This is a genomic window from Aeromonas sp. QDB23, assembly GCF_027707745.1.
GTDB classification, from domain to species: domain Bacteria; phylum Pseudomonadota; class Gammaproteobacteria; order Enterobacterales; family Aeromonadaceae; genus Aeromonas; species Aeromonas allosaccharophila.
On record NZ_JAPCJA010000017.1, the window covers coordinates 38,802 to 62,869 of the forward strand.

Genomic DNA, 24,068 nt, shown 5'->3' on the forward strand with positions numbered 1-24,068 from the left:
ATGAGCGCGAGGGGACTCAGTGCCCCTCCAGCAGACGCTGCTCCGCCTGCTCCATCGCCACCACGGTACCAAACAGGATCAGCCGATCGCCAGCCGCCAGCACCAGCTCGGGTCTGGGCTCCAGACTCAGATCCCCACGCTGCACCTCCTTGATCCGCACCTCATCGAGCGGCAACTCGCGCACTTCATGGCCGACCGCCCACGCCTGATCATGCAGCAACAGCGGATGGAGACGTTCGAGCAGCTGGTCTGCCTCCAGATTGCTGGCGCTCTGATCCCCCCAGTAGAAGCCGTGCAGGAAGCGATACTGACTGCTGCGCTCGTGCTCCATCCGGCGGATTACTCGCCCGAGAGGAATATCGCAGTTGAGCAGCAGATGGGAGACCAGCATCAGGGCCCCCTCCTGGGATTCGGGGATCACCTCAAACGCCCCCGCCTGCTTGTACTGCTCCAGAAAACTGTCGTCCCGGGTACGCACCAGCACCTTGAGCTCCCCCGCCAATGCGCGGATCAGCGCCAGCATCGCCTCCACCCGCTTGCGATCATCGAAGGTGATGATCACCAGCCGCGCCCGCAGCAACCCGGCGGCCAGCAGAATATCGCGGCGGCTGGCATCGCCGAAGGCCACCTGCTCTCCTGCCTGCTTGGCCTCGCTCACCCGCTCGGGGTCCAGATCGAGGGCCAGAAAGGGGATCTCCTCGATCTTGAGAAAACGGGCACAGGTCTGCCCGGCCCGACCAAAACCGGCGATGATGACGTGCTGGTTCTTGCTCAGGCCCGACTGGGCGACCTCGGAGCGGGTCAGCAGCGCCGGATCAGTGAGGCTGCGAGCCAGCGAATGGGCCTGAGTCACCAGCCAGGGGGTCATGGCGATGGAGATGATACCGATGCCGATGAGCAGGGAGACCTGCTGCTGATCCAGCAGGCCGTGATGGAGCGCCAGCGCCAGCAGCACGAAGCCAAACTCTCCGACCTGACTCAACATGATGCCAGCAGCCATGCTGTCACGCTTGCGCTCCCCCATCAGCCGCCCGGCCAGCAGCACCAGCAGGGATTTGCACAGCACCAGCAACAGCACGCAGATCAGCACCTGCCACCATGCCCGCGCCACCAGCTGCCAATCCATGGCCATGCCGATGGTGATAAAAAAAAGCCCCATCAGCACGTCGCGAAACGGTTTGATGTCCACCTCCAGCTGATGACGGTAGTGGGACTCCCCCAGCATCATCCCCGCCAGAAACGCCCCCAACGCCATTGACAGCCCGAGCGAATGGGTCATGAACGCGGCAAGCAGCGCCACCAACAGGGCGCTCAGCACGAACAGTTCATCGGAGCGGGCCCGCGCCACCTCGTGAAACAGCAGCGGTAGCAACCATTTGCCGACCGCCAGCAGGGTGAGCAAGGCAAACAACCCCTTGAGGGTGGCCCAGGCGATCTCGGCGGCCAGGGCGCTCCCCTGTACTTCCGGCTGGGCGAGGATCGGGATCATCACCAGCAGGGGCACCACCGCCAGATCCTGAAACAGCAGCACGCTCACCCCGAGCTGAGCCCGGCGGGTATGGAGCTGCTTCTGCTCGCCGAGCTGCTTGATCACCACCGCCGTGGAGGAGAGCGCCAGCGTCCCCGCCACCACCAGCGACTGCGCCAGACCCAGCCCCCACCACCAGCCGATGGCGAAGAAGAGCAGCGAGGTGAGCAGCACCTGCAACATCCCGACCCCCAGCACCAACCGGCGCATCGCCAGCAATTTCGGCAGGGAGAACTCCAACCCCAGCGAGAACATCAGAAAGACGATCCCCAGCTCGGCAATGGTCTGCATGATCGACTGGCCGGTGATCACCGCCAGCCCGTGGGGGCCGAGCAACACGCCAGCAATCAGGTAGGCGAGGATCACCGGCAAGCCGAGGCGCCGGAAAATTGCCACCAGCAGCACGGCGGCGAACAGCAGGATCAACAGGTCGGTGTACAAATTTTCCTCTCCTTTTATCGACTTAAGCTTAGTCAGCCGATCTGGCGGTCAGGAAAGATATATTGGGCATGCCAATTGCAGGGAGGAGACAGTAGTCAGGTGTTACAGGTGGAAGACCATGGAAAATACGTCGTCACTTAATGGCTTTAGCCATGGCATCGAGCAGTGGGTTCGCCAGATGGAGCGGCTCACGCCGTTGCCCAGCGTTGAACGCAACCAGTTGCTCGAGCAGTTGTTGGGGCAGAGCGATCTCGGCGGTTTGCTGACAACTTTTGCCGAGCGTGCGGCAAGAATTGTCAGGATCCACGGTCTCTACCTCGATTGTGGCCAGCCCCATGTGCTGATCCAGCACCCGCCGCTGGCCACCCTCAACCTGCACAACTATCCGTTCGAGCTGCGCGGCCAGCACGGCCAGTTGCTCGGCCAGCTCCAATACGAGCTGGAACATCCGCTGAGCGGCAGCCAGCAACGGGTACTGATGCAATACCATCAGCTGCTCTGCCTGCTGCTGCCCCTCTATCTGCGGCTGGAAAAACTGGATCAGCTGGTCCGGCTCGATCACCTGACCGGCCTTGGCAACCGCTCCTACTTTGACGAGGCCATCGGCCGCGCCATCGAGCAGCATAGCCGCGAGCCCCACGGTCTGGTGCTGGTGCTGCTGGATCTCGATCGCTTCAAGCAGATCAATGACACCTGGGGCCATCCGGTGGGGGATCTGGTGCTGAGCCGCTTCGCCCAGCTGCTCAAGGGGTGTATCCGCAGTACCGATCAAGCCTTCCGGCTCGGGGGGGATGAATTTGCCCTGCTGCTGCAACCGGCCGAACCCGAGGCGTGGCGCCCGGTCTGGCTGCGACTGCAGCATATGTTGATGACCAACAAGGAGCTCAGCACCTTCTCGGTCGGCTGCAGCCTTGGCGCCGCCAGCTGGCAATCAGGGGTCGATGTGCAGAGCCTCTATGAAGCAGCCGACAGTCACCTCTACGCCCGTAAAAAAGCCGGCAAGGCCGGCCTTCTCGAATAATCCCGAACTCTTCTTTGCTCCGGCACATGCGCGCCATGTGACCGGAGCTTCTTTTTTTGGGGCTAGCCCTCGCTCACAGAGATATCAAGTCAGGCGAGATCCTGCTCGGGCAGGATGGGGGCCGCACCGCTCCCCTGCCAGTGGCACACCAGCCCGGCCCCCTGTGCCATAAAGCCGTCGCAGACAAAGAGCCCCACCACCGCCGCCACCTGCTCGCCATAGTAGAGGATGGGGATGCGCCCCCGCTGCCACGAGGGCACGCCATACTCCTGCAGCAGCTTCTTCATCCGCCGACTGCCGCCTCGTTCTACCGGCTTGAGAGGGATCCCGGGCGCCACCTGAAAGCGCACCGAAAGTGGCTCATCTTGCCGAGGGACACGCAGCAGCCCCTCGCCGCGCTCCGCCATGCGCACCACCAGCTCGCCCAGCCCGTCCGGCAGGGTCAGCGGCTCGCCCACGGTGAGCGACAACAGCTGATGGCAGGGTTGCAGGTCAGGGCTCACCAGATAGAGCCGCTCCTGAAAACGGCGGCAGCTCTGGCGCCCCCAGTTGAGCTGGGGATTGGCATCGCCGCGCGCCAGCGCCACCTCCTGCCATAGCCGGGCAAGCTGCTCGCGGGATGGCATCTCGCCGCCCTGACGGCGGATCCAGTAGCGCAGCAGGTTGTTGCGCCGGGTCGGTGAGAGGGCGTGCAGCGGGCCGATATGGAGCGCCTCCCCCTCGCCCGCCAGCTGCCAGTCACTCTCGGCCAGCTCCTCCAGCAACGCCTCCTGCTCGGCGCACAGGGCCATACTGCGCGCCGCGGTCTGGGCCATGGCGGGCCAGCGCACCTTGAGCTGGGGGATAAGCGTCTGGCGCAGAAAGTTGCGGTCATAGCTCACATCCTGATTGCTCTCATCCTCCACCCAGCCAAAGGGGAGGCTCGCCGCCGCCTCGGCTAACTCGGCACGACCGATATCGAGCAGCGGACGCAGCAACAGGCCACCGGCAAAGGGCTGGCTTGGCAAGATGCCCGCCAGCCCGCGCAGACCGGCGCCGCGCTTGAGGGCCAGCAGCAGCGTCTCCAGCTGATCGTCCTGATGATGGGCGGTGAGCAGCCACTCCCCCTCCCGCATTCGGGCCGTCAGCCGCTGGTAACGGGCGGTGCGGGCCTGCGCCTCCAGACTCTCGCCATTGCCGCGGGCCAGGGTCACCCGCTCGACCAGCAGCTCCACCGCCAATTGCTGACACACGGATTCACAGTGAGCGACCCACTCATCGGCATGGGAGCTGAGGCCGTGGTGCACGTGCAGGGCGCGAAGTGGCAGGCCGTGCTCGCGGGCATACTGCGCCGCCAGCACCAGCAGCAGGGTGGAGTCGAGACCGCCACTGAATGCCACCAGCAAACCGGTGGAACCTTCCGGCGCTGGCATAGTCAGACAAAAGCGAGAATAAAGATGAGAAATCATAGGCTTCCCCAGAACGGACCGGCCGATCTTAGCAGAGTCGGGCTTATCAAGCTGCAACCCTGCTGCTAGAGTGAGGCTCGCCCGCCCTCTCCACCAGGCAGACCGCAAGACGGTCGCACAGCTGGTTGGAGCAAGGAAGATGGGCAGGGAAGCAAACAACCCGAATTGGAATCAAACAAGATGAACAATAAGAAAAGCTTACTGGCCGGCCTGATTGGACTGGCCCTGCTGGCTGGCTGCAGTCAGGCACCGCAAGAATCCGCCAAACACTCCGGGCTGGCGCTGGCCAATATGGATACCCGGGTCAAACCCGGCGATGACTTCTTCCGCTACGTCAATGGCAAGTGGCTCGCCACCGCCAAGATCCCAGACGATCGCCCCGCCGATGGCGCCTTCTACATGCTGCGGGACAAATCCCTCGCCGATGTGCGGGTGCTGGTCGAGGGGCTGGCCAAGCAGGAGGCCGCCACCGGCACGCCGACCCAGCAGATCCGCGATCTCTACGCCAGCTATCTGGATCAGGCAAGCCGTGACGCCAAGGGGCTCACCCCGCTGGCACCCGCGCTGGCCGACATCGATCGGATCGGTGATCAGGCCGCACTGGCCCGCGCCTTTGCCCAATCGGGCCGCATGGGCGGCGGCGCGCCGTTCGGCATCTGGATCGACGCCGATGCCAAGTCCCCCGACCGCTATGCGGTCTACCTCTACCAAGGGGGGTTGGGGCTGCCGGATCGGGACTACTACCTCAAGCAGGATCCCGACAGTCAGGCCCTGCGCCAGAAGTACCAGCAGCATATCGCCGCCATGCTGAGCCGCCTCGGGGAATCTGACCCGAGCGGCAAGGCCAAACGGATTCTGGCCCTCGAAACCCGGCTCGCCACCATCCAGTGGGACAACGTGGCCCTGCGGGATCGGGAGAAGAACTATAACAAGCGCCCCGCCAGCGAACTGGCGCGGCTCGCCCCTCATCTCGACTGGCAGGCCTATCTGAACGCGGCAGGCATTGCTGGCCAGCCGGAGCTCATCATCGGTCAGCCAACCTATCTGAGCGCGCTGGATCAGGTGATGGCCCAGACCCCCATCGCCGACTGGCAGGCCTACCTCAAGTGGCAACTGCTGACCGACTACGCCCCCTATCTCGACAGCGAGACCGACCGCGCCAACTTCGCCTTCTACGGCACCACCCTGAGCGGCACACCCAAGCAGCGCGCCAGCTGGGAGCGGGCGCTCGGGGTGCTGAACGATCATCTGGGTGAAGCGGTCGGCCAGCTCTATGTGGACCGCTACTTCCCGCCAGCAGCCAAAGAGCGGATGGAGCAGCTGGTGGAGAACCTGCGCACCGCCTACGGCCAGAGCATCAAGGAGCTCGACTGGATGTCGCCGGAGACCAAGGCGCAGGCCCTCGAGAAGCTGGCCAAGTTCCGCCCCAAGATCGGCTATCCCGACAAGTGGAAGGATTACAGCGCCATCGCCATCAAACCGGATGATCTGGTCGGCAACCTGCAACGCTCGCAAGCCTTTGAATACGCAGACAGTCTGGCTCGCCTCGGCAAGCCGGTGGACCGGGACGAGTGGCACATGTCGCCCCAGACGGTGAACGCCTACTACAACCCGAGCAACAACGAGATCGTCTTCCCGGCGGCCATTTTGCAGCCCCCCTTCTTCGACATGATGGCGGATGATGCGGTCAACTATGGCGCCATCGGCGGGGTCATTGGCCACGAGATGGGCCACGGTTTTGATGATCAGGGGGCAAAATCTGACGGCGACGGCATGATGCGCGACTGGTGGACACCGCAGGATCTCAAGGAGTTCCGCTTCCGTACCAGCCGGCTGGTGGCCCAGTACAACCGCTTCGAGCCCATCAACGGCCAGTTCGTCAACGGCCAGTTTACCCTGGGTGAGAACATCGGCGATCTGGGCGGCCTCACCATCGCCCACAAGGCCTACGAGCTGTCGCTCGATGGCAAGGAGGCGCCGGTGCTGGATGGCTTTACCGGCGAACAGCGCTTCTTCCTCGGCTGGGCGCAGGTGTGGAAGGGGATGTATCGCCCCGAGCTGATGCAGATGCTGCTGCGCTCCGACCCCCACTCACCGCCCGAGTACCGGGTCAACGGCGTGGTGCCGAACATTCCCGCCTTCTATGAGGCATTCAACATCCAGCCGGAAGACAAGCTCTATCTGCCGCCTCAGAAGCGGGTGAAGATCTGGTAACAGCATCACGGCGGGCTCCTGCGGGAGCCCGCGCTCAACGGACAGCAAGAGGTAGCAAGATGAACAGAGCATTGATGATCGCAGGGCTGCTGACCCTGCCGCTGGCCGCACAAGCCGAAGAGGGATTTAGCAAGCAACTGACCCTCCCCTCCGGTCAGGTGATCCGGGTGGCGCAGGGGGCCGGTGAGCCCGCCTCCATCGGCAGCTATGACGTGCGACTCTATTCGGGCCAGAACGCCCAATTTCCACTGGATGAGTTTCAGGATGGCAAGGTGATGGCCCGCAACGGCTTTATCCGGGAACTGAAGCTGGTCGATTTGAATGGCGACAAACAGCCCGAGCTGGTGGTCATCATCGAGAGCGCCGGCAGCGGCAGCTATCAGGATGCCGACGCCTACACCGTCAGCCCGCAAGGGGAGCTGGAGATCTTCAATCAGGTCAAGGAGCTGGAACCCAAAGAGGATGTGATCAAGGCGCTCAGGAGCCCGCAGGACTGAGCCCCAGGCATTAGCACTGACGCAATAATCGGTGACTCAGGCCCCGGTGGGGCCTGAGCTTGCCGACAGCATCACGCCATCAGACGTTTATGGGGTGACGCTGTAACCCTTGCCCTGCATGCAACTGATATAAGCCTGTGAAGAGGTGGTCGCCGCGGGCGCAGCCACTTGTTCGGCACGTCGCTCTTTTCTCTGGTGACGGCCGCCTATCACGGCCCCCACTGCGGCCGCATCCCGGGCATTCTCCTGTCGATACTCCTGCTGCACATCGTCATCGAGCCTGTCGTAAGCCTCATACTGGTTACCGCGCACCTCCGCAGCAGCAGCCCCGACGAGCCCCCCTTTCACCGCGCCAGCGAGCCGCCCGCCCTGAGGCTGCTCAGTCGCCGGAGTGGTCGCACTGGTCGTCTGATTTTGGCAGGCCATATCATCAGATTTAATTTGCTCGGCGTTTTGTCCATTAAGCGGGAGCAATGTCTGGCCGGTTGCGAAACCGGCAAAAACGCTCAGCGTCAGGATCGTTGTCACCAAGAGCTGTCGTCTATTGAAGCTGTGCATGATATCTCTCCAACCGTGGAAACATGAGTATGGCGGGTTGGCTGTCAATGCTATCTGGCCGTCACTCCCGCCTTGTCACCCTGAAGATCAACCGCTCGCTTCGGTGGCCTCTTCACGTTGACACTACTGGTCACCAGATTAGTCCCCTTCCCCGCCATAAACCCATTGCTATCTCGCAGATCAGAGACGAGTCGCCCGGATGGAGACCTGCGGCAGCGCCATCTCGTGCTGGGCCGCCACCAGTTGCAGCTCGTAGGCTCCTGCCAGCCAGGTGCGGGCCAGCACCGCATCCACGCTGGCGTTGGTAAGCTCGAACGCCGCCACCGGGGTGCAACCGGCCAGCAGATTGGCCAGCATGGTGGCACTCAGCAGATCCCCCACCCCGATGGGATGGCGGGCAAAAGGATAGAGCGGGCGGGAGAGGTGAAAGGTCCCCTCCTCGCACACCAGCAGTATCTCGAAGCGGTCCATGGCAAAGCCGGCCTTGCCCAGATGCTTGACCATCACCAGCTTGACCCCTTGCTCGCGCAACTGCTGGCACGCCTCGATGGCCTCCGGCACATTGCGGATATCGCGGCCGGTGAGCTGTTCCAGCTCCAGCAGATTGGGGGCCAGCATATCGGCGCAGGCCAGTGCCCGATGTTTCAGAAAATCGGCGACGCCGGGTGCCACTATGCACCCCTTGTCGGGGTGACCCATCACGGGGTCACAAAAATAGAGGGCGGACGGATTGAGTGCCTTGAGCCGGGCCACCGCCGCCAGGATCTCCTCCCCCTGTTCGGCCGAGCCGAGGTAGCCGCTCAAGATCGCATCACACTCGGCCAGCACGCCGATCTCCGCCAGCCCGTTCACCAGCTGACGGATATGGCCGCCGGGCATCACCATCCCCTGCCAGCCCTCGCGGTATTGGGTGTGGTTGGAGAACTGCACCGTGTTCATCGGCCATACCTCGATCCCGAGGCGACGCATGGGAAAAACGGCGGCGCTGTTGCCGGCACAGCCAAAGACTACGTGGGATTGAATGGAGAGCACTCGCTTCATGGTTGGCGACTCACGTAATAAGAACAGGAATTTTGGAGGGAAAAACGGGCCTTGCGGCCCGTTGTTGTGACTTTCGATGGTTGTCACTGTCGATGGTTGTCACTATCGATTAACGCAGCACCTTGACGGTGTAGCTGCCATCGGCCTGACGATAGAGGCCGTGGATGTCGGTCTCGAAGCCCGGGTAGTGGGCCCCGATCTCGCACAGCATCTCGAGGAACTCGAGCACCGGCAGGGAGTCGGCAGTCACCATCTCGCCCGGCAGCACCAAGGGTACTCCCGGCGGGTACGGCAGGATCATGTTGGCGCTGATGCGATCAACCATGTCACGCAACGGCACCTCTTCCAGATTGCCGGCCAGCTCCTGCTGCCATGCAGCGTGCGGGGTCATCTTCATCTCCGGCAGCACGTCGAACGCCTTGAACATCAGCTCCGGCAGACGGTACTTGCTGGTCAGGTCATGAATCCGCTGCGCCAGCTCCTGAATGCGCATCCCTTCGTAGAAGCTCGGGTCTTCACGATAGAGGCTCGGCAGTATGCTCTTGATGGTCAGGTTCAGGTCGTAGCCGCGCTTGAACTCGGTCAGGGCACGCAGCAGTTGCATCGCCTTGGACTGATCGATACCGATGGAGAAGAGGAACAGCATGTTGTAAGGGCCGGTCTTCTCGACCACGATGCCGCGCTCGTCCAGGAACTTGGAGACCAGAGAGGCAGGGATACCCTTCTCCAGCAGCTGGCCGTCACGACCCATCCCCGGGGTCAGCAGGGTGACCTTGATGGGGTCGAGGTACATGTGGTCATCGTCGATGCCGTTGAAACCGTGCCAATCATCTTTCGGATCCAGCTTCCAGCACTCGACGGTGTCGATGTTGTCCGGCTGCCATACGTCGAAGAACCAGCCTTCGCTCTGATCACGCAGACGCTTGATCTCTTTGCGGAAGGATACGGCGCGATCGATGGAGTCCTTGATCAGACGCTTGCCGGTGTTGCCCCGCATCATGGCAGCGGAGATCTCGGTAGATGCCACGATGCCGTACTGCGGCGAGGTGGAGGTGTGCATCATGAAAGCTTCGTTGAAGGTCTCTTCCTCCACGTCACCCTTGATGTGGATCATCGAGGCTTGGGAGAAGGCCGCCAGCAGCTTGTGGGTGGACTGGGTTTCGTAGAACACCTTGCCCGGCATCGCTTCACCGCTCATGCCGCACTTGCCTTCATAGATCGGACTGAAGTTGGTGTAGGGCACCCAGGCACTGTCGAAGTGGATGTAAGGGGTATCCAGACTCTCCTTGATGAAGCCGGTGTTGTAGAGCAGGCCATCATAGGTGGAGTTGGTGATCACCGCATAACGGGGCGCCTGGGCACCCGGGGTGGCGGCAACCTTGGCAGCGATGGTCTCGCGGCTGAATTCGCTCTGCGGGATACCGCCCAGAATGCCGTAGGCGTTGCGGGTCGGACGGAAGTAGAGCGGAGTCACGTCGTTCATCATCATCAGGTGTGTGAGCGACTTGTGGCAGTTGCGATCAACCAGCACGGTGCTGCCCGCCGGTGCGGAGAACATACCGACGATCTTGTTGGCAGTGGAGGTGCCGTTGGTAACGATGTAGGAGCGATCGGCGTTGAAGGTACGGGCGATGTACTCTTCGGCTTCCTTGTGCGGACCGGAGTGATCCAGCAGGGAGCCCAGCTCCGGCATGGAGATGGAGACGTCAGCCTTGAACGCGTTCGGGCCGTAGAAGTCATAGAAGATGCTGCCGGCCGGGCTCATCTGGAAGGCGGTGCCGCCCATGTGACCCGGGGTACAGAAGGTGTATTTACCCTCTTCCACGTACTTGAACAGCGCCTTGGTAAACGGCGGCAGGATGGCGTCCTGATACTCCTGAGTGGCCTGACCCATCTTGAGGGCGATGTCGTCGGCCATGCCGAGACGGTACTCGAAGAAGTGGACGTTCAGACGCAGATCGGTCAGGTGAATGTCCAGGGTGGACTGGTCGTTGGCGAAGGCGAAGATCGGCAGCTTCTCGTTGCGATCGTGGATCTCTTTGCACAGGCCCAGGGAATATTTGTCCCAGTCGAAGATGGCGCCGCAAACGCGGGGGTTCTTCTCGATCAGTTTCAGCAGATCGGCCACATCGACCGGATAAACGACCTCGAAACCCTTGCGCTCGAGGGAGGCTTGCAGCTGGCGAATGGGTTCTTCTTTAAAGAAAACGCCCAGGTGGTTGAGGATGGCAATGATATTCATCGTAATGCTCCACACGTAATGGGGCGCTCTCCATCAGGGATGGTGAGTGAAGAGCGCTCGGAAGATAAAAGGGGGAATCAGTTGCTGGGTTGTTCGTTCAGCAGGGCATCGTGCTGACGCAGACCCTGTTTTTTGGCGTAGAACATCAAGATGATGAGCGACACCACGAAGGTAGCGGTGAGGTTGGAACCCTTGGCACCCATCAGGGCCACCAGACAGAAGACACAGGCCACACCGGAGAAGATCATCGCGCCGATGCTGCGGGAGGTCATGCCCTCGAAGCGAATGAGGTTAATGCTGGAGTAGAAGTAGGGCAGCATGGTCAGCAACACCGCATCTGTGGTCAGCACGTTGAAGAGATCGGCTGCGTGAGCGGACCGGGAGGTGAAGGCGGTCAGGCCAATCATCAGCGCAGTCATCTTGAGGGAGCCGAGGATCAGACCCTTCTTGGCCACGCCGTTCTTGTCCAGTTCGCCGTAGATTTTCGGGAAGTTGCCGTCGTTGGCGGCACGCTTGCCCGCCTCGCCCACCAGCATCATCCAGGAGCCCAGCGAGGTGAAGCAGGCCAGGGCGGTGAAGGCAGAGACAAACGGCGCAGACCAGCTACCGAAGATGGCGGAAGAGGCCATGGCAAACGGGGCGCCGGAGGCAGCCACTTCACCGGCCGGGAACATGCCGCTGATCACCTGGGTAGAGAGGATGTAGATAACACCCGCGATACCGGTACCCAGCATGGTGGCGAGGGGGACGGTGCGCTTGGGGTTCTTCACCATGCCGGAAGATACGGCGGCAGATTCCACGCCAACGAAGGACCAGAGGCAGATCAGCACGGCACTGATGACCGCATGCAGGTCGCTGCCGCTGGTAGTGTTCCAGTTCTGGCTGTAGACGGTGGCATCAAAATGACCCCAACCCATCACCGCAGTACCGACAACCGGCAGCAGGATCAGCACCAGACCCAGAGTACAGAGTCGGCTTACCCAGCTACCGCCCAGCAGGTTGACGAAGGTGAAGATCCAGACGGCAGCGATGGTGGCTGCGGCGGCCGGGATCGGGCTGTTGAGAATGGGGAAGAACACCGAGAGGTAGGATACGCCGGTAATGGCGATGGCCAGGTTACCGATCCAGTTGGCGTGGTAATAAAGCACACCGGTCTGGAAACCGAACACCGGAGAGATCTCGCCAGCGTAAGCAATGGGGCCACCCTCTTGCGGGTTCTTGGTAGCAAGGCGGGCGAAGACAAAGGCGAGGCCCATGGCGCCTACCAGACAGATTGCCCAGCTAAAGACAGAGATGGAGCCGATGGTGGCCAGTGCCGAAGGCAGCAGCGCGATGCCACTCCCCATCATGTTGCCGGCCACCACACCTGTACAGGCGATAAGGCCAATCTTCTTGCTCGTATCTAGGGACATAAGATCTCCGGTTCTATAAAAGGTCGGGTCGTCACATACACATTTGGCGGAACGCCCCGCCAACGAATGGGCACAGACTAGGCCTCTCATCCCCGGAAAACATAAAGACCAGCTAACGGATAAAAATATGAGCCAACTTTTTTCACCGCCTCGGCATTTTTGCTAAAAACCATTTAAAAACAGTAAATTGACATCAGGCCACACCGTCACCTTGATAAAACCTTGATATCCGGCCGCCCCGTTTTTGCCCCTTGATAACCCCCTTATCTCGCCGCCTTGATATTTTTGGCCAGATAAACCCGGGATAAAGCGGCTCCCATTGCGACCACTCCCCTTGCGACCATCTGGAAGCCCTGCTGATCATTACCCTGAGTGGCCGCTCACCTCCTGTTCAGCCCTCCGCTCGGCTCATCACAATCCAGGCTCAGAGGTAAAGCGCAACGGCGATAACCGGTCAGCAATGAGAAATGAGTAGTGACGGACAGCTTATCCCACCGCCCACAACGGGATGACGGCACGAGGCACGCGCGCGGCGCAAAGCCGGGCAAACTCGAGTGCAGCGAATGCCACATGCAAGACAAAGACAAATGGGGATAGTGAGGAGCTGCGGGGGATAAATCATGACTCACCAGAGCGACTATCCCCAATAGCAAGCAGCAGGATTGAAACAAGCAGAAACAGCACAGGCCGCCCGAAGGCAGCCTGTGGATGAGGTCGGCAACCGCACCGACTGGGGGAAAACCAAAACTGCGGTGTTAGAAGAGCTTCACCTTGCTCTGGCCCAGCGCATTGAACAGAGCCGGGGTGAGGCTCTCCATATTGCTGTAGAAACCGAGCTGCTGGCAGAGCAGATAGGTCTGCTCGGTCGCCTCCATCAGGAAGGCCTGACTGTAGGCATCCCCCGCCGCCTCGGGGCGACCGTCCAGCTCCGCCAGCTTGCCCTGCAGTATGTAGTAGAGCACCGAGCGGCCGCGACTCGCCGCTTTCTCCAGCAGATAGTTGGCCTGCTGTTGCTGGCCGTTGAGGATCGCCTGCAGGGTCAGAGCCTCCCACACCCGGGCAGGCAAGGCGCCGCTGTTTTGCACCACGCTGGCAAGATGGGTGCCAATCCCCTGCAGCCGCTCGCTCTCGGATTTGCCCGCCAGGGTGGCCAGCGCCTCGCCTGCCAGATAGCGCTCCGCCAGCAGCAGCGGCTGATCCGGATGGGCAATCAGCGCCTGCTCCAGCAGATCGATACCGCGCTTTAGGGCCACCGGATCCCGGCTGTTGGTGTAGTAGTGGGCCTCCATCAGCGCCATCAGCGAGGCATCGTCGGTGGGCCAGCCCATCCCCGGCTCGGCATCGGGCTGGTCGAGGGCGCGCAGCAGATCCTGACTGCTCGCCTGCAACACCCCGTGCACATTGTGGCGGCTGAGCTGGTATTGGTGGCTGAACAGCACCCGGTTGGTGTTGATATTGCGGTACTCCAGATCGAGATAGGTGCCGCGGGGCTGGCGGGTGACCCGCACGCTCAGCTCCTTGCCGGGCAGGATGCCCCCCATCAGATTGGTGGCGCCATACTGCACCCGCAATGGCGTGGCCACCGCTACCTCCCCCATCAGGGCGCGGGTGATGCCATCGGCCAGACGCACGTTCTCGTTGTTGTCATCCATGCCGGAGTGGAAGCGAAACACCAGCAGATTGGGATCCAGCATGGTGTGTACCTGAGGGCTGGTGTGCTGGTAGCTGAGCATGCTGACAATGGCGATCAGCACGATGGCCACGAAGATATCGAAACTCACCATCTTCCAGCGGCTGCGGGCATCCTTGGCATGGTTGGAGATGGCGCGGGTCAGCGGCCCGGCGGGAAAAGGGGCAACATTGGGCTGTGCATCATCATCGTGATCAGTCGCGGGCGGGCTCAAATCGGAGAGGGTCGGGTTGTCGGAAAGAGTGGTATTGACCGCAGCCACGGGCTGCTCATCCGCCATCACCACGGAAACCACCTGCAGCGGCCGTACCGGCGCCACCAGCTTGTAGCCGCGCTTGGGCACGGTAACGATATAGTCGGTCGCATCGGTGCGACCATCTTTGAGGATCTTGCGCAGTTCGAAGATAGACTGGGTCACCACCTGATCGGTCACCTCGGCGCCGTCCCACACCTCGTTGATCAGGGTATCGCGGCCAAACACGGTGCCGGCATTGCTCGCCAGAAACCGCAACAGATTGACCAGTCTGGGTTCGAGGTAGACCTCGCGGTCGGGGCGACACAACATGTTGTCGTCAACGCTCAGGGTCCAGTCGTGGATCTCAAAAACCGATTCGCTCATGATTCACTCGCTGCAGATGGAGACAATGCACGATGAGAGTGACGCAAGACCCGGACTGACTGAACGGAACAGGGCGCTGCCAGCAGGGACGCGGCAGAGAAGGGAACCGGAACAGTGAATATCGCTGTGAGTCAGTCTGGCCAGGCCATCCTGTTTACGTCTGAAGGGCATCCTTGCGGGCATTCCGACCACCGGGATCGGAAAGGAGCACTTTAAGCAAAACGGGAGCTGGATCCCACTTTTTTTGGCTATAAATCGCCGCTGAGTTGATCCAACTGGGGGTTTGGGGCCAGGGATAAAAGAATAGCGGGCCCATATGGACAACCTTCCCATTACACCTCCCGCCACCATGATGAATTGTTGAACTGGGTCCGGCTCTCTTCTTATAATCGCTGCACCGTGCCATAACGAAACACAAGGAGGTAAAACATGGTTATCCAAGCGTGCCCGATCATTTCGGCCCGCCTGTTCGGCACATTTGCCTGCTCTTGCCTGCATACCATCGCGCTGCGATAGCGGGTTCGAGCAAAGCCGACTCCCCTCCATACCGAGACCTTTCTCGACTCTGCCGTTGTCGCCAGCGCTCCTGATGACAGGGATCTTCGATCCCGCGATTTAAGAGAGCAAGAGCATGACAACCCTGATGAGTACCCATTCCCTGCAGATGAGTGCGGGGCACCTTCCGTTATTTGACCATCTCGAACTCGGCATCCGCACAGGCGACAGGCTCGGCCTGATTGGCGCCAACGGCTGCGGCAAAAGCACATTGCTGACGCTGCTGGCGGGCGAGCGCACGCCTCAGGCGGGCCGGATCGTGCAGGCTGCAGCCTGCCGCTGCGAGTTCGTGGCCCAGCAACTGCCTGCCAGGCTTTCAACCCTCAGTACCCGCGCCGTGCTGCTGGATGCGCTGGGCAACGACCCGAGCGCCGAATGGCAGGTGGACAAGCTGCTGGGCGAACTGCAGCTGGAGGCTCAGGCCGCGCTGCCGGTCAGTGCGCTAAGCGGCGGCCAGCACAGCCGGCTGCAGATAGGCCGTGCTCTGCTGCGCCAACCCAACCTGCTGCTGCTCGATGAGCCCAGCAACCACCTGGATCTGCCCGCCCTGCTCTGGCTCGAGCAGTTTCTGCTGGGCTGGCGCGGCGCCTTCGTGCTGGTCTCCCACGATGGACGTCTGCTGGACCGGGTCACCGAGCAGACCCTGATCCTGCGCGATGGCCAGTTGCACCGCTTCACCCTGCCCTGCAGCCAGGCGCGAGCGGCGCTGGCCGCCGAAGATGAGCAGGCCCATCTGCGCCGGGCCGACGAACAAAAGGAGATCGACCGCCTGAGTGCCAGCAGCAAGCGCCTCGCCATCTGGGGGCGGGAACATGACAACGAGAAGCTGGTGCGTCAGGCCAAATCCATGGAAAAGCACATCGCCCGCCTGCAGGAGGAGCAGAGCCAGGTCGCGGCGCTGGCCCCCTGGCGGCTCGAGCTGCGCGGAGTGAGCCTGCCTGCCGATACCCTGCTGCGGCTGGATGCCCTCGATGTGTCACCAGCGCTGTACCTGCCGCCGCTGCTGCGCGCCGAAGGGCTCTGGCTGCGGGCGGGGGACAAGGTTGCCCTGCTCGGCGCCAACGGTACCGGCAAGTCCTCTCTGTTGCGCCAGTGCTGGCGCGAGCTGGCCACGCAGAGCCCGCAGACAGGCTGGTACTGCCACCCCGGTGCCAGCATCGCCTATTACGATCAGTCGCTGCAGCAGCTGGCTGACGACGCAACCCTGAGTGACGCCCTCTACCCGCTGGCCCCTCTGCCGGAGACCATACGGCGTCAGGCGCTGATCCGGGCGGGCTTCCCCTATGCCCGCCACGGCCAGCAGGTGCACACCTTGAGCGGGGGCGAGCGGGCACGGCTGCTGTTTCTCGCCCTGTCGCTCGGCAGCCACCACATGCTCTGGCTCGACGAGCCCACCAATCACCTGGATCTGGCGGGCAAGGAGCAGCTGGCCGAGGCCATTGCCGCCTTCCCGGGGGGCGTGCTGCTGGTCTCCCACGACCGGGAGCTGATCGAGCGCAGTTGCAACCGCTTCTGGCTGATCAGAGACTGGCAGATCCGGGAGGCCCACAGCGCCGAGCGGGCCTATGCCGAGCTGCTGGACGCCGAGGTCTCGCCTCTGCAACCGACCAGCGATACGCAAGCGGCCGCGCACCTCCGCTCTACCTGCCAAGGGGAGGATGAAGAGATGCTGCTGGCACGCTGGTATGAGCTCGACGCCCTGCTAACCGCCGATCTGGCCCGCAAACCGCGCCACCAGACTCCGCGCCTGCAACAGCAGTGGCGTAACGAACTGCGGCAGCTTACCGGTTTGCTGGGCTTGAGCCATCGCTGATCCATACCGCCATACCTCTGTACAACCGCTTACTGACACCGGGGGGCCAGCGTTGGCCACCCAAAAGGAGAAGAGAATGAACACACTGCAAGGGGACGTCATCCAGCTAGACCCTGTGATGGATGCCGATCTGCCCCATATCTATCGCGGCCTGTCGGATCCGCGGGTCGTCGCCTATTACGGCGTCAGCTACGACAGCCTGACGGCGTGCCAAGCCCAAATGGAGTGGTATGCCGAGCTGATCCGCACCGGCCGCGGCGCCTGGCACCTCGTTCGTGACCGGCACACGGGCGAGCCACTGGGCGCCATCGGCTATAACGATGCCGACCCGACTCACCGGCGAGCCGAGCTGGGCTACTGGCTCTATCCCGAACACTGGGGCAAGGGGGTGATGAGTGCGGCGCTGCGGCTGTGGCTGCCGCTTACTTACCGCACCACCGACCTGCACCGGCTGCTGGCAGTGGTGGAGGAGCCCAACCTCCCCTCCGCCCGCCTGCTCGAGCGGGCGGGCTTTCACTACGAGGGCACTGCGCGGGAGTGCGAGCGCAAGGGGGATGGCTTCATCTCCCTGCGCCACTACGCCATCTTGCGCAGCGACCTGCCCACCAGCCTGTGACCTGCAACAAAAAGCCCCGCACCTGGAGACTGCGGGGCTTTTTGTCGGTCGGCTACTTGATGGCGCAGACACGCTCATCGGACGCCGAGCGGCGGCGTCTGCGCCGCCACAACGAGAAGCCGCCATAGGCCAGACTCAGCACCACCGCATATAGCACCTGAGTGGCGAGCGCCACCAGCACCAGGGCGCAGAGCAGTACGCTCACTCCCGCCAGCCCCTTGCCCACCCCACCGAGCAGACGCCAGCCCGCCGCCATGCAGAGCAGGTAGACCAGCACGAAGTTGCCGTTGGCGTAGCGGATCAGCTCATCGAGCGGCAGTCGCAACCAGATGATCAGGGTGATGCAGAGCAGGCAGATGGCGAGCACCAGAGTGAGCGCCCGCAGCGGTGCCCCGCGAGCGGTGAGCACGGCCAGCGAAGGGGGCAGCTTGCCTTCGCGCGCCATGCTCCAGATCAGCCGCGCAAAGCCCTGAATGTAGATGTTGATGCTGGCAAAGCAGGAGAGGTAACCGAGCACCGCCACCAGCCACTTGGCGGTGGGGCCAAACAGCAGCGCCAGCAGGGAGGGGATGGCGGTGGCATTCTTCGCCTCATCGCCATAGAGGCCATATTTGAGCACCACCAGCGAGTGTACCCAGTAGATAAGCCCCGCCAGCAGCACCCCGCCGAGCAGGGCGATGGGGTAATCCCGCTCCGGCCGCTTGAACTCCTCCCCCATGTGGGCGAAGGCTTCGAGCCCGACAAAACACCAGAACATCACCGCCAGCGCGGTGGCCATGGCAGGCCACTCGCCCGCGCTCGGCAAGGGCCGGGCTGCGTCGCGCCAGCTCACTTCCCCCTTGAACCAGATAAGCAGGGTGAGCCCCAGAATGGCGAGCGCAATCAACAGTTGCAGGTTGCCGGAGGAGCGCGCCCCGCGCAGCCCCAGCAGAAAGACCCCGAGCAGAGTGAGCAACTGGATGGCCCAGAGGGCCCACTCCCCCATCTCGAACAGGGCGTGCCAGAAACCGGCGGCGATCATCAGGGCGGCGGGCAACCCCACCGGTAACACCGCCAGAAAGAGGAAGGCGGAGAAGCGCTCGGCGCCATTGCCAAAGGCGAGGCCAATCAGGTGCGGCGCGCCGCCCGCGTGGGGATAGCGGCGGCCGAGGCGAGCGAAGGTAAAGGCGATGGGCAGCACCAGCGCAATCAGCAGCAACCAGGCCCACAGCGAGGCCCCGCCCGCCAGCGAGGCGGCGGTCGCCGGCACAACGAAGATCCCGGTGCCCAGCAGCGAAGTGGCGAGCAGCCCCATCCCCTGCCAGAGCCCGAGATCCTTTTTCAACCCAGACATATCCTTTTGTCCTGACTAAAAAAACATCCCGCCATGTTAGGCCTGCCCCGCCCCTTTGTTAAGCACGATGGTTAAGCGCGGTGGCGAGAATATGCAGCCCTTTATTCAGCTTCAGATTCCGATTGCAGGGACTCGGCCAGAAAATCCCCCAGCAGGGTGATCTTGAGCACCTGCCGCCGCGCCGCCGGATAGATGAAATAGAGGGTCTTGGCAGGAGTCTGATAGTGGCTCAACAGCGGGAACAGACGCCCCGTGGCGATATGGTCGCGCACCTGTTCGGCGGGCTGCAAAGTGATGCCGGCCCCAGCCAGCGCTGCCGTCAGCAGCGCTGGCCAGTGGTTGATGCGCAGACGCGAGGCCACCCGCACCTCTTCGCTCTGGCCATCCTCGCCGACAAACTGCCAACGCTCATGCTCACCCCAGTTGCCGTGTAGACACTGGTGGCGAGCGAGATCGGCCGGATGACGGGGCACGCCGTAACGATTGAGGTAGTCTGGCGCCGCGCAAAGGCGGTAGTGCTGGGTCAGCAGCGGGCGGGCAATGAGCGCCTCATCCTGCGGGCGCAGAGTACGGATGGCGGCGTCGAACCCTTCCTCCACCAGATCGACCCAGCGGGGAGTGAGCTGCAGATCCAGATCCAGCTTGGGGTAGCGATCGAGAAAAGCGGGCAGCAGCGGCACTAACCGGTGGTGGCCAAAACTGAGGGGAGCGGCGATACGCAGCCGACCGGCTGGCTCGGCCAGCAGATTCTGGGTGAGCGACTCGGTCAGCGCCAGCTCCTCCAGTACCCGCTCGCAGCGGGCAAGAAACAGCAGCCCCAGCTCGGTGAGGGCTTGCTGGCGAGTGGTCTTGTGAAACAGCTTGCCCCCCAGCCACTGCTCCAGTCCCTGCACATGCTTGCCCACCATCTGGGCGCTGATCCCCTGCTCGCTCGCCACCGCGCTGTATGAACCCAGCTCCACCACCCGGGTGAAGATGCGCATACTGGTCAATCGGTCCAAAACCCCTCCTTTGCCCGCTTTTCAGGGCTATGCGGCCCGCTGCCAGGCCCCCTATTCACAACCAAAAGTTTATTAAGAAATGGATTTTAGCCAATTTATCCATCTTTTAGTTACCAATAGAGTGATGCCATTCCCTCCCCACAGGATAACTCTCCATGAAAAGTACCTATCTGGCCGCGCTACTGGTCGGTCTGCTCGCCACCGGTGTCAGTCAGGCTGCCGAGAGCAGCTTTATCAACAACCACGATCAGACTCCCGCCCCGGCCACCGCAACCCTGAGCAAGGCCCAGCCCGATATCTTCCGGGTCAGCCTGCTCGGCACCGGCACCCCGGTGCCCCAGATCAGTCGCGGCGGCTACAGCACCCTCGTCGAGGCGGGCAACCAGAAGCTGGTGTTCGATTTTGGCCGCAACTCCGCCACTCGCCTGTGGCAGCTGCATATCCCCATCGGCCGGGTCAACGCCTTCTTCCTCACCCACTTTCACTCAGACCACACCAACGGGCTGGCGGATCTCTGGCTGACCGGCTGGCTGCAACCGGCCTATGGCCAGCGCCACGCGCCAATGGAACTCTACGGCCCCAAAGACATCACCGCCCTCGCCCGTGGCTTGCAGCAGGCCTACGCCACCGACATCGCCACCCGGGTCAAGGATGAGGGAACGCCGCTGGACGGGGTGGAGATCAACAGCCACGAGGTCACCGCCGGGGTGGTCTACGACCAGGATGGGGTCAAGGTGACCGCCTTTGATAACGACCACGGGGTCAACATCAAGCCATCGTTCGGCTATCGCATCGACTACCACGGCCACAGCGTGGTGCTCTCCGGCGATACCCGCTACAGCCCCGAAGTGGTGAAGCAGGCCAAGGGGGCCGATCTGCTGGTGCACTGCGTCTCCATGACCTCCGCCGCCCGGATGAAGGCCAACCCCGGCTACAAGGCGATCGCCGGTCACCTCGCATCCCCCGAGCAAGCGGCCCGGGTAATGAACGAAGCCAAACCGGCGCTGACCGTGTTCAGCCATATCGGCCTCAACGGCCAGATCTCGGTGAAGGATTTGGCGCAGGATCTGCGTGCCCACTACACCGGCCCCTTCGTCATCGGCAATGACCTGATGCAGATCGACCTGCCCACCACGGCCTCCGGCAAGGGCTATGCCCTTTGGCAGTCGGAGAATATCGACAACGCCCAGCCCTGAATTCCGGCCAAAAAAAAGCCGCCTCGAACGAGGCGGCTTTTTCACAAGGATTAACCGGAGTTATCAGGCAATCAGCTTGTAGATGATACCGGACATGGCGATCAGGCCAATCAGGGTCACGAAGCCGTTGCTGATGTTGCCAGCGTATTTGCGCATGGCCGGCACCTTGGCGATGGCGTACATCGGCATCAGGAACAGCAGCATTGCGATGATCGGGCCGCCCAGGTCTTCGATCATACCGAGGATGCTCGGGTTGATGGTGGCGATGGCCCAGGTGGTCAGGATCATGAACACGGCAGTGATTTTGTTCAGTTGCTTGGTGTCAACGTTCTTGCCCTTTTCACGCAGCGCCTTGGCCATCAGGCCGTTCATGCCTTCTTGCGCACCCAGGTAGTGACCCAGGAAGGATTTGCTGATGGCAACCATGGCGATCAACGGAGCCACAGTGGCGATAACCGCGTTGTCGAAGTGGTTGGCCAGGTAGGACAGGATGGAGATGTTCTGTTCTTTGGCAGCAGCCAGGTCAGCCGGGGAGAGGCTCAGTACGCAGCTGAATACGAAGAACATAACGGTCATTACCATCATGACGTGGGCGCCCAGCAGGATGTTGCTGCACTTCTTCTCGGCACCTTCACCGTAACGACCTTTGTTATCCACCGCGAAGGAGGAGATGATCGGGGAGTGGTTGAAGGAGAACACCATGACCGGAATGGCCAGCCACAGGGTCTTGATGAAGTCACCATTGAAGGCATCGGACAGGGCCGGAGCTTCAGTGATGATGGCACCATTCCAATGCGGGATCAGGTAGAACGCCAGGCCCATCAGGGTGATCACGAACGGGAATACCAGCACGCTCATCGCTTTGACGATAACCTGGCCGCCCAGACGAACAACAGCCATCAGACCGAGGATCAGCGCCAGTGACAGGATGGCACGGGGAGGTGCAGACATGCCCAGCTGGTGAACAATCACGCTCTCGACGGTGTTGGTGATGGCGACTGAGTACATCAGTACGATCGGGTAGATGGCAAAGAAGTAGAGCAGGGTGATGAATTTGCCTGCGGTCTTGCCGAAGTGCTCTTCTACTACTTCAGTGATGTCGCCATCACGGGTAGAGCCGGACAGCACGAAGCGGGCCAGACCACGGTGAGCAAAGAAAGTCAGCGGCAGGGCCAGGATCAACATGGCAACCAGCGGCCACAGGCCACCTACACCGGCGTTGATTGGCAGGAAGAGCACACCGGCACCGATCGCGGTACCGTACAGACCCAGCATCCAGACCACATCGGCCTTGTTGATGCCACGGGAAGTGTTGCTGGCTAAACGACCATCAGCTGCAATATTCATGTCAGACATATGTTGTTCCTGTCATCTAGGAAAAATGGGATTCTTGTTTGTTCGGGCCCTTGGCCCGGTTCCCTCTCCCTGGAACGCCTGCTGTCCGTCCTTGTTATTAACCTCTCGCACCCCGGCAACCTGGCCATCACTCCTTGTGACAACAAGACCGCAACAAACAACAGTGCGAGATTTTGACCCTGAGGGTCGGCGCCCGTCTCACTTAACAACCGATTAACGCGCACCACTCTTGATGGGCTGACTTTAATTAAATGCCCCTATTAATCACAGCGTTTTTTTGAATTAATCAACCAAAGTTTGATTCGGGTCGCCTTTCGGACGACCAAGATCACACTAGAAGCGCCTTATTGTGAGTTTTTTTTAACAATTAAACTTAGTTTCACCGGAATCAATGGCCTGTGAGCGGCTACGCTTTCGCAACAATTCGCATATTCCGTGCGGATTGTGTGCGGCACGCCCTTGGCGTACCCTTGGGATTCACGCCTTTTTGTTGATTGATGATGACCATTACCCGTACCGATCTCGCCGAACTGGCGGTGTTTGCCGCCGTCGCCCGCCACCGCAGTTTCAGCAAAGCCGCCCTCGAACTCGGGGTCTCCGCCTCTGCCCTCAGCCATAGCCTGAAAGGACTGGAAGAGCGGCTGGGGGTGCGGCTGCTCAACCGCAGCACCCGCGCCGTGGTGCCGACCGACGCGGGCCAGCGGTTGCTCAAGCAACTGCTCCCCACCCTCAATACCCTGGAAGAGGCGCTCAGCGAGCTGGCCCGCAACAGCGACGAGCCGGTGGGACGACTCAAGCTCTGCGCCCCCCGTGGCGCCATCGACAGCCTGCTGGCACCTGTGCTGATCGACTATCTGCGCCGTTATCCCAGAATGCAGGTGGAGGTGGTGGAGCAGGAGCTGATGCCCCGGCTGATTGAAGATGGGTATGATGCGGCGCTCTTTTACGGGGACTTGCTGCCCAAGGAGATGATCGGCATTCCCCTTGGCTCGCCCCAGCGCTATCTGGTGGTGGGCTCCCCCGCCTATCTGGCCGAGCACGGTACGCCGGAGCACCCGAGCGAGCTGAGCCGCCACGCCTGTATCGGCTATCGCCTCACCCCGCACCATCACTATCGCTGGGCCTTTGCCGCCGACGGCAACATGCTGGAAATTGAGGTGACCGGGCCGCTCACTACCAGCACCCCGGCGCTCTATCTCGGTGCCGCCGAGGCGGGGCTGGGGCTGGCCTACTGTCTGGCAGAGGAGGTGAGCCAAAAGGTCGCGGAGGGGAAACTGCTCACCGTGCTGGAGCCCTGGTGCCCCACCTTTGCCGGTTTCTACCTCTTCTATCCCAGTCGGCATCAGCTGGGCAGCGGCCTGCGCATCCTGATCGACATGCTCAAGGCTCACTACCAACACCCAGGATTGATGAGCGATACTCAGTAATTCATCAAGTGAAACCCTGATTATCACCAAATAAGTATTAATCTAGACTAGCTGTTCGAT

At 61.8% G+C, this 24,068-nt stretch carries 17 protein-coding genes; 7 read left to right on the top strand and 10 right to left on the bottom strand.

Annotated features, from left to right (window positions below; translation table 11 throughout):
- Positions 1-16: 16 nt before the first annotated feature.
- Positions 17-1,969: a monovalent cation:proton antiporter family protein gene (locus tag PG888_RS09725; protein WP_182939101.1), complete on the bottom strand. Its 1,953-nt coding sequence runs from the start codon at positions 1,967-1,969 to the stop codon at positions 17-19.
- A 118-nt stretch (positions 1,970-2,087) separates the two neighbouring features.
- Here PG888_RS09725 and PG888_RS09730 point away from each other — a divergent pair, with 118 nt between their 5' ends.
- Positions 2,088-2,990, top strand: coding sequence for a GGDEF domain-containing protein (locus tag PG888_RS09730; RefSeq protein WP_182939100.1), 903 nt, complete (start codon positions 2,088-2,090; stop codon positions 2,988-2,990).
- A gap of 89 nt (positions 2,991-3,079) precedes the next feature.
- Here PG888_RS09730 and tilS read toward each other — a convergent pair whose 3' ends face one another.
- Positions 3,080-4,438: a tRNA lysidine(34) synthetase TilS gene (tilS, locus tag PG888_RS09735; RefSeq protein ID WP_182939099.1), complete on the bottom strand. Its 1,359-nt coding sequence runs from the start codon at positions 4,436-4,438 to the stop codon at positions 3,080-3,082.
- Between the two features lie 180 nt (positions 4,439-4,618).
- Between tilS and PG888_RS09740 the strand changes: the two genes are divergently transcribed.
- Positions 4,619-6,652, top strand: a complete 2,034-nt coding sequence (locus PG888_RS09740; protein ID WP_182939098.1) for a M13 family metallopeptidase — start codon at positions 4,619-4,621, stop codon at positions 6,650-6,652.
- A gap of 59 nt (positions 6,653-6,711) precedes the next feature.
- Positions 6,712-7,149, top strand: coding sequence for a PliI family lysozyme inhibitor of I-type lysozyme (locus PG888_RS09745; protein WP_139708674.1), 438 nt, complete (start codon positions 6,712-6,714; stop codon positions 7,147-7,149).
- An 87-nt stretch (positions 7,150-7,236) separates the two neighbouring features.
- Here PG888_RS09745 and PG888_RS09750 read toward each other — a convergent pair whose 3' ends face one another.
- From PG888_RS09750 to cadC, 5 genes are all read right to left on the bottom strand, one after another.
- On the bottom strand, positions 7,237-7,707 hold the full coding sequence (locus PG888_RS09750) for a hypothetical protein (RefSeq protein ID WP_182939097.1): 471 nt from the start codon (positions 7,705-7,707) through the stop codon (positions 7,237-7,239).
- 180 nt (positions 7,708-7,887) lie between these two features.
- Positions 7,888-8,748, bottom strand: a complete 861-nt coding sequence (pdxY, locus tag PG888_RS09755) for a pyridoxal kinase PdxY (protein ID WP_182939096.1) — start codon at positions 8,746-8,748, stop codon at positions 7,888-7,890.
- A 109-nt stretch (positions 8,749-8,857) separates the two neighbouring features.
- The gene (locus PG888_RS09760) at positions 8,858-10,990 is read right to left on the bottom strand and encodes a lysine decarboxylase CadA (RefSeq protein ID WP_182939095.1); all 2,133 of its coding nucleotides are present in this window, start codon (positions 10,988-10,990) and stop codon (positions 8,858-8,860) included.
- A gap of 77 nt (positions 10,991-11,067) precedes the next feature.
- The gene (gene cadB, locus PG888_RS09765; RefSeq protein ID WP_182939094.1) at positions 11,068-12,402 is read right to left on the bottom strand and encodes a cadaverine/lysine antiporter; all 1,335 of its coding nucleotides are present in this window, start codon (positions 12,400-12,402) and stop codon (positions 11,068-11,070) included.
- A 755-nt stretch (positions 12,403-13,157) separates the two neighbouring features.
- Positions 13,158-14,711: a lysine decarboxylation/transport transcriptional activator CadC gene (gene cadC / locus PG888_RS09770; protein WP_182939093.1), complete on the bottom strand. Its 1,554-nt coding sequence runs from the start codon at positions 14,709-14,711 to the stop codon at positions 13,158-13,160.
- 631 nt (positions 14,712-15,342) lie between these two features.
- Here cadC and PG888_RS09775 point away from each other — a divergent pair.
- Together PG888_RS09775 and PG888_RS09780 are read left to right on the top strand one after the other, a co-directional pair.
- Positions 15,343-17,079: an ABC-F family ATP-binding cassette domain-containing protein gene (locus PG888_RS09775; protein WP_182939091.1), complete on the top strand. Its 1,737-nt coding sequence runs from the start codon at positions 15,343-15,345 to the stop codon at positions 17,077-17,079.
- Between the two features lie 76 nt (positions 17,080-17,155).
- Positions 17,156-17,695: a GNAT family N-acetyltransferase gene (locus PG888_RS09780; protein WP_182939090.1), complete on the top strand. Its 540-nt coding sequence runs from the start codon at positions 17,156-17,158 to the stop codon at positions 17,693-17,695.
- A 52-nt stretch (positions 17,696-17,747) separates the two neighbouring features.
- On the opposite strand, the gene yjeH is transcribed toward PG888_RS09780, so the two are convergent.
- Both yjeH and PG888_RS09790 read right to left on the bottom strand, forming a co-directional pair.
- Positions 17,748-19,028: an L-methionine/branched-chain amino acid transporter gene (yjeH, locus tag PG888_RS09785; protein WP_182939089.1), complete on the bottom strand. Its 1,281-nt coding sequence runs from the start codon at positions 19,026-19,028 to the stop codon at positions 17,748-17,750.
- 101 nt (positions 19,029-19,129) lie between these two features.
- Complete coding sequence (locus PG888_RS09790) at positions 19,130-20,029, bottom strand: LysR family transcriptional regulator (RefSeq protein WP_182939088.1); 900 nt, start codon at positions 20,027-20,029, stop codon at positions 19,130-19,132.
- Positions 20,030-20,184: 155 nt separating this feature from the next.
- Between PG888_RS09790 and PG888_RS09795 the strand changes: the two genes are divergently transcribed.
- Complete coding sequence (locus PG888_RS09795; protein WP_182939087.1) at positions 20,185-21,225, top strand: MBL fold metallo-hydrolase; 1,041 nt, start codon at positions 20,185-20,187, stop codon at positions 21,223-21,225.
- 63 nt (positions 21,226-21,288) lie between these two features.
- Here PG888_RS09795 and PG888_RS09800 read toward each other — a convergent pair whose 3' ends face one another.
- Positions 21,289-22,581, bottom strand: a complete 1,293-nt coding sequence (locus tag PG888_RS09800; RefSeq protein ID WP_182939086.1) for an HAAAP family serine/threonine permease — start codon at positions 22,579-22,581, stop codon at positions 21,289-21,291.
- A 500-nt stretch (positions 22,582-23,081) separates the two neighbouring features.
- On the opposite strand from PG888_RS09800, the gene PG888_RS09805 reads away from it, so the two are divergent.
- The gene (locus PG888_RS09805) at positions 23,082-24,008 is read left to right on the top strand and encodes a LysR family transcriptional regulator (RefSeq protein ID WP_182939714.1); all 927 of its coding nucleotides are present in this window, start codon (positions 23,082-23,084) and stop codon (positions 24,006-24,008) included.
- The last annotated feature ends 60 nt before the right edge of the window (positions 24,009-24,068 follow it).